This window comes from Paenibacillus sp. MAH-35 (genome assembly GCF_058135425.1).
Window position 1 is genome coordinate 26,946 of the sequence record NZ_JBYUPU010000057.1, and the last position, 10,551, is coordinate 37,496.

5 protein-coding genes are annotated in these 10,551 nt (G+C 55.4%); 3 read left to right on the forward strand and 2 right to left on the reverse strand.

What is annotated here, in order from left to right:
* Positions 1-89: 89 nt before the first annotated feature.
* Positions 90-3,092 carry a hypothetical protein gene (locus tag AC3Y2E_RS31925; RefSeq protein WP_379217314.1) on the reverse strand — a complete coding sequence of 1,001 codons (3,003 nt, stop codon included), beginning with the start codon at positions 3,090-3,092 and terminating at the stop codon, positions 90-92.
* A 245-nt stretch (positions 3,093-3,337) separates the two neighbouring features.
* Between AC3Y2E_RS31925 and AC3Y2E_RS31930 the strand changes: the two genes are divergently transcribed.
* The 3 genes from AC3Y2E_RS31930 (at position 3,338) to AC3Y2E_RS31940 (ending at position 8,863) form a co-directional block, all read left to right on the forward strand.
* The gene (locus tag AC3Y2E_RS31930) at positions 3,338-6,457 is read left to right on the forward strand and encodes a hybrid sensor histidine kinase/response regulator (protein WP_379217320.1); all 3,120 of its coding nucleotides are present in this window, start codon (positions 3,338-3,340) and stop codon (positions 6,455-6,457) included.
* 730 nt (positions 6,458-7,187) lie between these two features.
* Positions 7,188-8,078, forward strand: a complete 891-nt coding sequence (locus AC3Y2E_RS31935; protein ID WP_379217315.1) for an ATP-binding cassette domain-containing protein — start codon at positions 7,188-7,190, stop codon at positions 8,076-8,078.
* Complete coding sequence (locus AC3Y2E_RS31940) at positions 8,075-8,863, forward strand: ABC transporter permease (protein ID WP_379217316.1); 789 nt, start codon at positions 8,075-8,077, stop codon at positions 8,861-8,863. Before AC3Y2E_RS31935 ends, AC3Y2E_RS31940 begins: the two co-directional genes overlap by 4 nt.
* A 42-nt stretch (positions 8,864-8,905) precedes the next feature.
* Here AC3Y2E_RS31940 and AC3Y2E_RS31945 read toward each other — a convergent pair whose 3' ends face one another.
* Positions 8,906-9,700: a TetR/AcrR family transcriptional regulator gene (locus AC3Y2E_RS31945; protein WP_379217317.1), complete on the reverse strand. Its 795-nt coding sequence runs from the start codon at positions 9,698-9,700 to the stop codon at positions 8,906-8,908.
* Positions 9,701-10,551 lie beyond the last annotated feature (851 nt).

Here is a 10,551-nt window from a genome sequence, read left to right on the forward strand (position 1 = left end):
GATGATGAAAAAACGATGGATGATGTGCTTTATGGGTTCGTTGTAGTAGTTGGTATTGACGTCGTTCCTGGTGTTGCCGCTGGCGTCGTTCACGGCGTTGCCGCAGCTTGATTGCCAAGAGCGGCCAGCGGCGTTTCTTTGCCTCCCCCGCTGAAGCCAAGGAACTCGTATTTGGCTGTTTTTCCTTTGGAGAGCTCCAATTTGCCCAGCCGTTTCGATTTCTCTACCGCTACTTTAACAATTTCCGCATCGACTTCCAGAGATTTGTCCTGGCTGGCCTCTATTCCGATTTCCCAATCGTTCGCTACGCCGGCTTCATTGTACTCCCGCTCGAAGGTTACCGCCAGCTTCAAAGAATTCGACAAGGCGATTTTACCCACTTGCTCGATCGCCGAGGCTCCGGCCTCTTGTCCGGGAAGCCAGGATCGCATCGTGTCATTTATCGTTTCATCGCCCATAATCTTCTCGGCGAAGCTGGCACCGATGCTGTCGAAGTAATTGCCCGTGAAGAGGGCGTCGCTGCCCGTATCCAACACGGAGCCGCCTGCCCGGGCCTTTCGATCCGGCTCGTCCGCAATCGCCTTTTGGAATAACGCGGATATATTTTTGCCACCGCCTACCGCCGCAGTGACGATTTTGGCCACGTATTGGGTGAAATCTCCGCCTTCCTCCCCGAATTGCGACGGAATGCTGGCCGAGAGTCCCAGACTCAACTCGCGAAGTTTCCCTCCGATCCGGGTCATCGATCCTTCCGCGCCAAAAGCCACTTTGTCTTTGCCAAACCCGACCTCGATCTCCGCCGCCGCTTCGTAAATATTCCGGATTTCGCCTTTCCCTATACTATTGTTCGCGACCCTTTCCGCTGCCGACAGGACGTTCCCTTGATCGTCCTTGCCCTTCTTTTCGATAATATCTTTGTTGTAAGCGCTGAGCCGTTTATAGGCAAGCTCTCCGGAAAACTCCGCCACGCCGACGTTCGCTTCCATCGCCAGCTTGGTCAGCAAGCCCACATTCACTTTGGCGTCCTCATCCATGCTCTGCTCTTCGATCATCATGGCCCACTTCTCGGCTTCAACGAGCTTCGACTCGCCCGACTTCCCGCCCTGTCCCCAGAAAAAGGCCGCTGCCGAAGGAGCGATGTTGAGTATCTCCCGGTATAGACCGTAGGAGAGCAGATTCATGACCTGATTCGTATCTTTCCCTTCTCCTTCCAAGTATAGCCCGAACCGGAAGTTAGCGTCGAAGCCAAACGTGGTGAAGCCGAGCCCGAACGTAATCTGCGTGCTCACCGTCAGATCGTCCGCTTCCCGCTCCGCCTCTCCTCCGAAGCCGAACAGGAAATAAGCTTGCCCGCCGCCCGAAGCAGATACGAACGGGATCTTCAGCTCAATATCCATCGAACTGGAATCGCCGGGATTCGGCGTGGAAATATCAATGAGCTTGCCTACTTTGCTAAAGCCGCTCTGCAAATCGCCCGCTTCAACCGTATCGACTACCTTTTTGGCGAGCGTTCCCGCTTTCGTGTCATCTTTGATAGCCTCTGTGATTTCTGCGGCTTTTGTAGCGTCCGGAGCTTGCGCAGTTTGCGTATCCGTCGCTTTCGTCCCCTTGGTCAGCTTCCTCGCTTCCAGTTCCGCCGCTTCTTTCTTGTCTTTCGCCATCTTTTCCGCGTGCGCAGTGGCTGCCCGGATCCCTGCTGCCCGGATATCGTCCGGCAGGGCATTCGCTTTCCGGGCTACCGCGTAAGCCCCGCTTTTCCCTACTACCGTCAATGCATCGATCGTAGACGCCTTAGGGATCAGACGCTCCAGAATCGTATCCGCCTCATCAGCCATGACATCGTTTACGAGCTTTTTGGCTTCCTTATGCGCCAGCGCCTTGGCCGCTTCCTTGCGTGCTGCGAGCTGTTCTGCATCCCGATTCGGATTGACTCTAGACATCATGCTCTGGTATTCGGCCATCATCGGGGAGCTAACGGTAGTCGGGGATTGGCTTTGGCGGTCTGCGAATACGTCATCGACCTTCGCGTTAAGCTTGTCCCGGGCCGCTTGTTTATGAGCCTCGCGCAGCTGGTTCAGTTCTTTGGACCTTCTGAAGCCGCTCCGGCCTACGCCCAGCTTCGATAAAACAACCTTTTTCAATGGTTCAAAAAGCGCCAGATTATATACGTTCTCCATGTCTTTAATATCACTGGTAACACCGCCGGCTTCTTCTTGTCTAACGACAACCTGATCAACCAGCGTACCGTCCAGATTGATCCGCTTCTCCAGCTCGTCGACTCCGACTGTCCCTACATCAATGGAATCAAAACCGGAAGACGCTCCGGGCGCGGCAGGAGTGAATTTGGCGGCAATGACTAATTTGGAGCTTTTGATTGCTTCCGCAATCGCCGTCTTCGCAAAGGTGTTCAGCTTCTTTTGCGCTTCGTCGGCGGCTTTCGTCTTTTGCTTCTCGAAGGCGGCGTCTTTCAGGCTCGGAGTAACCGAGTCGTAGGCTTTATTCGCTTCGGCCACCATCGCAGGCTTCTTCGTATCGTCATACTGGGCTTGGGCGACTTCTTCGGCATACTCTTTCAATTTGCCGGTTGCAAGGCTTTCAGCACTCTCCTCGGCGTGCTTCAAAGCATCGCTTTTCTGCTCGGCGGAACCTTGGGTCATACTGGCCGATATCTCCGATATGACCTTGGCCTTGACGTTCTCGCGGATCGGCTTCGCCTTCGAATCGGCAGTCAGGTAGGTGTCGAGATCCTTCGTAACTTTCGTTCTTATATCATGAAATGACGTATCGACAAGTGACGGAACTTTGGCGTCGCGCTCGGCGTCCATTTCCGCTTTGCGCTGCTGCTCCGGGGTTACTACGGGAGCCGGACCGGCTCCTCCCGCCCTTTGCACGGTCGGCTGCCCGGCGCTCATCCTCTGAAGCATCCCCTGGACAGCCCGGTTCCCCATCGTTCGCTGAAGCTGCATGATTTTGGCGCTTGACATCGGGCGGCCATCCCATATACCCGCAGATTCCGTCTCGGCCATACCCGGCTGGGATTGAGATGAGGTCTGGCTATTGGTTGTCCGGTGTACGGATGCATGTTCACTCACAACGAGGCCCCCCTGTAGCTGCTTTGAAACGGCAACTCTATCTATCATTTTCCAATTAACTCTATTGTAACATCTTCCCGGATCACCCACACATACATAAAACCTTCTGACAATATCCGGCATACAGGGATACACCAAGAAAAAAGGGCGTCGTGCGGCGATTCATCGGTTTCCCCTGGATGAAGATCCGATCAGGCCCGGCCCGTGCAAGAGGATACGCGCCCATCGTGGCGAATTTCATGGGTATGATGCGAATCCTACCTAAAACTACTTCTATCCGTCTGGCCGTTTTGATGATCGCTTTTTTGGGCGCTCTTCTCGGCCTGCGTCTGGCATGGTCCGAATTATTCTATACATCCGAGCCGCCCCCACCGGTAGGCGGCGTCCTCGACATGCGCGGAGTCGATTTGGTGCATTCCACTTCGTTTCATCTCGACGGCGAGTGGCAGTTATATCCTAACCGGCTGCTAACCAGCAAAGAGATCGGGGCCGAGGAGAGCCTCGCCCGGGCGATTCAAGTACCAGGGGACTGGGGAAAAGCGCTGGATGAAAGCTCCGCTTTCTCTTACGGATACGGGACGTACCGGCTGCGCATTTTAACCGACCCGTTGCAGCAGCCCGTCACGTTCTGGCTGCAAGGCATTCAAGCGTCCTCGGAGGTCGAGATCAACGGAGTGCTCACCTCCTGGATCGGCAAGCTTGCCGATAACGCTGAGGCCTACTCTCCCCGCAATGTGTCTTACACCGCTTCCTATTTTGCGGAGGGGGCGACGGAGATTGAGCTGCTGATCCGGGCGGCGAACTTTGACGATCCTTATAACGGCGGGCTGCTGCGCTCCATACGTTTCGGCTCCCATGCCTCGGTTGATTTCGTGCGCTGGTATTCGATCGGATTCCAGATGGTAACGTTCCTCGTACTGCTGCTTCATGGCTTGTACGCGAGTATACTCTACCTGTTCAATCCGAAAGAGCGGGCTCTGCTTATTACCGGCTTATTAACCTTATCGGTCGGCATCGCGGTTCTGATCGGTCATGACAACGTGCTTTTGTTATGGCTGCCGATCAACTATACGTGGGCGATCAAGATCAGACTGATTTTTCTCTTATGGCAAAACTACTTTATCCTTCATATATTCAGAAGGTTCGCTTCGGCTCCTCCGGGAAACCCTTGGCTGCGGGCCTACACGGTGGCGCTCGGTATCCTTACTGTTATTCTGATGATCGCTCCCGCTTCATGGGCAAACGGAATTATCGATCTCCGAATCTTTCTCGGGTTTTACTTGATGGCTTTCGTCTGGTTCCTCTATACGACCGGGACGATGATATTCCAGAAACAGGCCGACAAGGATATCGTATTCCTGCTGCTGACCGCAGCTGGCATTATGTCCAATCTGATCTGGAGCATCGTCGAATCGTCCATTGATATTACGACTGTGTATTATCCGCTCGACATCTTTGCGGCGATTATCGGCTTCTCCACCTACTGGTTCAAAAAATATTTCCGAAAGTCCCGGGAAAACGCCGAGCTGAACGAGCAGCTGCAAAAAGCCGACAAGCTGAAGGACCAATTTCTCGCCAGTACGTCGCACGAGCTCCGGACGCCGCTGCACGGCATTATGAATATCGCTCAGACGGTCGCCACCAAAGAGAAAGAGAAGCTGAACGAGAGCAGTCTTAAAGATATGGAGCTGCTGATCCGGATAAGCCGCCGCATGTCTCATATGCTTGGCGATCTTCTCGACGTTGCGCGCCTGAAGGAGCACCGTATCGTGCTGCAGCAAGAGCCCCTGCAGATTCAATCGATCGTTCCCGGCGTGGTCAGCATGCTTACCTTTATGAGCGAAGGCAAGCCGATCCAGCTGCGCCTGGACCTTGCGGAGTCGCTCCCGCCGGTCATGGCCGATGAGAAGAGGCTCGTGCAGATTTTATATAACCTGCTGCACAACGCTCTCAAATACACCGAAGAAGGCACGATCTCCATTTCCGCCGGGATCGGACAGGATCAAGTCCTTATCCGCGTCTCCGATACCGGGGTCGGCATGGACGAAGAGACACAGGCGCGAGTATTTCTGCCTTATGAACAAGGGGCTTACGGGATCAGCGACGGAAGAGGCATCGGGCTCGGCCTCAGCATCTGCAAGCAGCTGGTCGAATTGCACGGCGGCGAATTAACCGTCCGCTCCGAGCCGGGCAAAGGCTCCGTCTTCAGCTTCGGCTTGCCGCTGGCGAGCGCGTCGAAGCTTCCGCAGCCGCAGCGCAAGATCGATTCGATCGCGGATAGGGCCGAAGACCGGTTTGCCGGATTTCTGCTGCCGGATGCCGCAGCCGGCGAATGGGCCGCCCCCGTCCTGTTCCCTCCGTTATTGCACGAAGGGCAGGTGCATATCCTCGCAGTGGATGACGATCCGGTCAACCTGAACGTGCTCCAGGGGATCTTGTCGACGGAGCCGTATACGGTCACAACAGCCGGTTCGGCCCGCGAGGTGTTGGAGCTGCTGGGCACCCGGCAGTGGGATCTGTTGATTGCCGACGTGATGATGCCGCACATGTCCGGTTACGAATTGACGCAGCGGGTAAGGGAGCGTTATTCTTTGTCGGAGCTTCCGGTATTGCTGCTGACAGCCCGCAGTCAGCCTGCCGACATCTACACCGGATTCGCGTCGGGAGCGAACGATTATGTGACCAAACCGGTAGACGCCCTGGAGCTCAAGTACCGGATACGGGCGCTGACCATGCTGAAGCAGTCCATCCATGAGCGGTTGCGCATCGAGGCTGCCTATCTGCAGGCACAGATTCATCCTCATTTCTTGTTTAATACGCTGAATTCCATCATGGCGCTCAGCTATGTCGACACGGACAAGATGCGAAGGTTGGGCGAAGCCTTTGCCTCCTTTTTGCGGATCAGCTTCGATTTTCTGAATACCGGCGAACTGGTCGAGCTTTCTCATGAGCTGAGGCTGGCCGAATCGTATTTGTATATCGAGAAGGAACGGTTCGAGGAACGGCTGTCGGTTCTATGGGAGGTCGATCCAGACATCAACCTGCTTCTTCCGCCGCTAACCCTCCAGCCGCTCATCGAAAACGCCGTCAAGCACGGGCTCCTCAGTCAGAACAAAGGCGGTACGCTCCGTATTCGGATTGTGCGCCTCAACGGCTTTACGCTTTTTGAAGTGATCGACGACGGGAAGGGAATGGAGCAGGAGAGGGTTGATCAGCTGCTTCATCCCACGTTGAAAGGAAAGGGCGGGATCGGCGTCTCGAATACGAACCGCCGCCTGATCCAGCTGTACGGCCGGGGCTTGTCCATTCGCAGCAAGCCGGGGGAAGGAACTACCGTGTCGTTTGTGATTCCGGACGGCAGTTAGGGGTTCGACAGGATATAAGGGTCTCCGGTACCCTCTATTTTCGGCCTTTTCGAAAAATCGAAGCGAATAAAGGCAGTTTGCCCCCTTATCACCAACTGATAGGGTCGGCACCCTTTTGGCTCATTTTAAGAGTCTCGAATCGCTTTTATTTCCTCGTCCAAGCGGGATTCGGACAAAAAAAAGGCTGCAAACGAGCCTGTCGATTCATTGTATAGAAGTGTTAGCAGGCCGTTCCAAGTGAAAAGTTACCTTCTTCTGCTCAGACAGGTTGTCCGGAATCCCTTGATTTAATAAGGATTGTAAGGTGGGGGATTCTGGACAAAACTCGCCAGAAGGTAATCTTTTCCCTTTCCACTTGGTTGTCCACATTGAATCGACAGCCTCGCAAACCACCCTTATCCGGTTCCTTCTGTTCAGGGAACAAAGGGCTGTCCCACATGTGTTCGCCTGACATTGAGAGCGCCCCATGTCCAAACGAAAGGACCTCAAAACCCGCTGCAAAGCGGAGACTGAGGTCCTTTTCTTATAGGAATCTGTTCGAAGCGGGGCTCTGTTCGAGGCAGCTAATTCACCCACAGCGAAACGAACATCTCATACGTAATCTGCTAACCCGGCTTCGCAATCCGTCTGCCAAACGATTGAAATATCGGTCTGGAGAATGAGGAATAATAACTGCGTATTAAATATACTGTTTATAGGATACACAATTCAAAGAAACAGGTGATGCCTAATGAATACTTGTTCCATTGAAGTCAGCGGATTGCGTAAAAGTTTCGGTAAACAAACCGTGCTGGACGGCATCGATCTGACCGTGGAGAAAGGAACGATTTTCGCCCTGCTCGGGCCGAACGGCGCCGGCAAAACGACGCTCATCCACATCTTGTCCACGTTGTCCGAGCCGGACGAGGGGGCCGCGCGGATCGAGGGATACGATGTCGTCTCCGCCCGGAATGCGGTCCGCCAGTCGATCAGCCTGACCGGGCAATTTGCGGCAGTTGACGAAGTGCTGACCGGCCGGGAAAATATCATGATGATGTGCCGGCTGTCCGGCTTATCGAAGGGGGAAGCCCGCTTGCGGTCAGCAGAGCTGTTGAAGCGGTTCGAGCTTGAACCCGCTGCGGATCAACGTGTGAAAACATATTCCGGCGGCATGCGCCGCAGACTGGACCTCGCCGTAAGTCTGATCGTCAGCCGCCCGGTGCTGTTCCTCGACGAACCGACCACCGGGTTGGATACGGTCAGCCGCCGCTCCCTCTGGGAAGTCATTTTGCAGCTGAAGCAGCAGGGGATGACGATTTTTTTGACGACGCAATATTTGGAGGAAGCCGATCAGCTGGCTGACGAGATCGCGGTGCTGAACGGCGGGCGGATCGTCGCATCCGGTACGGCCGAGACATTGAAGGCACGCGTCGGAGGCGAAGTCATCGAGCTGCGGAACATGCGGGACGAAGTGATTCGAACCGTTCCGACGAGCGGCACCCTTCACGATGTCCGCCAAACGTTGAACGAACTCGCCTCCTCATGCCCGCCGGATACGCGAATCGTCATCCGCAAGCCGAGTATGGACGATGTCTTTCTCGCCTTAACGAAGCAAGAACAAAAGGAGGCTTCACTCGCATGAACAACTTGCAACCCGCTGCCAAAACCGCTTCTTTCGCCGCAACCAACGCCGTGTTCATTGGCCGCAGCATCCGCCATAGCCTGCGCAACGTCGAGGCGCTGATCATGGCTATTATGCTGCCCATTATGCTAATGCTCCTGTTCACCTACGTATTCGGAGGCGCCATTGATCCGAGCGGCGGTTACGTCAATTATGTCGTGCCGGGCATTATCCTGCTGTGCGCCGGATTCGGCTCATCCAGCACTGCCGTCGACGTCGCAACGGATATGACGAACGGGATTATCGACCGATTTCGGACGATGCCGATCTACAGCCTTAGCGTCGTGACCGGCCATGTCGCCGCCAGTCTTTTTCGTAATCTGCTGGCGACGGGTATCGTCTTCTTCGTCGCCCTGCTGGTCGGCTTCCGCCCTGCCGCTACCTTCACCGAATGGCTGGGGGCGCTCGGCATGATCGTCCTGTTCATTCTGACCTTCACCTGGCTGTTCGCCGCGATCGGTCTCGTCACCGGCAGTCCGTCCGCCGCCAGCGGCTACGGCTTTATCCTGCTGTTCCTCCCCTACCTGTCGAGCGCCTTCGTTCCGATCCACACGATGCCGGGATGGCTGCAAGGAGTCGCCAAGCATCAACCGATTACGCCGGTTATCGAGACGATTCGCGGGTTGTTGACCGGTACGCCGGTGGCTGACTACGGCTGGTGGGCGATCGGCTGGTGCACGGCGATTCTGGCGATCGCGATCGTGTGGTCCAACGTCGCTTTCCGTCTAAAAGGCGGCCGGCGGTAATCATATGAAAAACAAAAATAGCGTTCCGGCATCGCCGTGACGCTATTTTTGTTGGCCAGAGCCCGACGTTTTCAGCTGGAGGTAGTGCTCCAGACCGTCCAGTATCCGCTGCAGTCCGAAATCCAGGTCGTCGCCGATCGGATTGTCCGCTTCGTCCGTATAGGCGCCGGACATCAAGAGCGGATGCAAATACGGGAACCGGCCCGGCTTGACCAGCTGCCGGAGCGCATCTCCGTAGTGTACGCCGCTGAACGTCTCCGGACTCGCCCCCTCGCGGATTGCCCGATCCATGTCCCTGGCGATCATCCCGCAAGCCCGCGCATAACTGCTCAGGAGCAGCAGGAACGACATTTTCTCGAAATCGTTTAGCGGGAAATCCCGCATAATTCTAAGAATCCAATCGATCACATAGAGATTGCTTGGGGTGAGGGGAACGCCCGTAATCGGGATGTCTCCCAGCCACGGGTGATCCCGGAAGACGGCGATGCAAGCCCAGACATACTCGCCCATTTCTTGACGCCACGGCTTGCCCGGCTCCTCCGGCGGGATCGGGATCGTGCACACCGCATCCTGCATCAGCACGAGCAGCGCTTCCTTGCTCGCAATGTAACGATACAGCGACATGGTGGTGAAGCCTAACGACTGGGCGACCCGGCTCATCGACACCGCAGCCAGACCGTCCCGATCGGCAATCGCGATTGCCGCATCAACGATTTTTTTCACACTAAGCTCGCCCTTCGGTCCCCGGCTCGGCTGCTTGACGATCCCCCAGCTCAGCGCTACCCCCGGCGGCAGCTTGCTGATTGTCGCTTCATCAATCCCATCGCTGCGAGTCATGTTGTCCGATCCCCCATCCTATCTGTTTTATCCGAAATTGTATATATCGTATACAGTATACCACAGCCCGCACTTCCACCATAATAACGGCCACGCGGTGGGTCCGGTCCGATTCTAACTGGCCGCTAGCTAAGCTCCGACTCCGGCCCTTTATGCGTGCAAGTTACGCACTTACTTTCACCGACAGTATGACTCGCCGGGGGGAGGGTCTCCCTAGTTCCAGGCACAACTGTATTCACATGCCGATCCCTTTACACCGGAGAGTTCTTCCGTGCTGCAGCTCCAAGTTCTTCACACGTTCCTTGGCCTTCGCCCAGACTCCCGGGGCTCGGCGCTCTCTTGTCCTCGAAAGGTTCGCTATTACGATGCGGTGGGATTCACGGTCGGTCCATTACGGCCTGTGAATTCGCTTCCTTGCGCTTTGCGCAGTTTTTCACAGGGCTTCAGCCGCCGGATCTCTCCTGCGTCTGCCTGCTAGCTACGGGGCGGCTTGGCCCCTACCCCGACTGAACTTTCATCAGCTAGTTGTGCCTAGCTTGGCTAGGCGCGCGGAGTCTTTGGCACCCTTTATTTTTGGCCTTTTCGACAAACTGAAACGGATAGAGGCGGTTCATATCTCTTATTTCCGCCAACTGATGGAGAGTGTACCCTTTTCGGGGAATTTAACAGCTTCAAACCGCTCTTATTCCGTGCTCAGGCGGGTTTTCGGGCAAAATAAAGGCTGCAAACGGGACTTTCCTAGTTAGTGTAGTATAAAAGCCGAAATCCATTGCTACAGAAGGGATTTCGGCTTCCATTTTGTATTACCTACGAAAGCATGCGGTATTGACCCAGCTCCAGCTTCTCAAACA

Excerpts from the sequence above, each read along its gene's own strand:
- AC3Y2E_RS31930 (WP_379217320.1), top strand. The coding sequence starts at position 3,338 with ATGATGCGAATCCTACCTAAAACTACTTCTATCCGTCTGGCCGTTTTG.
- AC3Y2E_RS31935 (WP_379217315.1), top strand. The coding sequence starts at position 7,188 with ATGAATACTTGTTCCATTGAAGTCAGCGGATTGCGTAAAAGTTTCGGT.
- AC3Y2E_RS31940 (WP_379217316.1), top strand. The coding sequence starts at position 8,075 with ATGAACAACTTGCAACCCGCTGCCAAAACCGCTTCTTTCGCCGCAACC.
- AC3Y2E_RS31945 (WP_379217317.1), bottom strand. The coding sequence starts at position 9,700 with ATGACTCGCAGCGATGGGATTGATGAAGCGACAATCAGCAAGCTGCCG.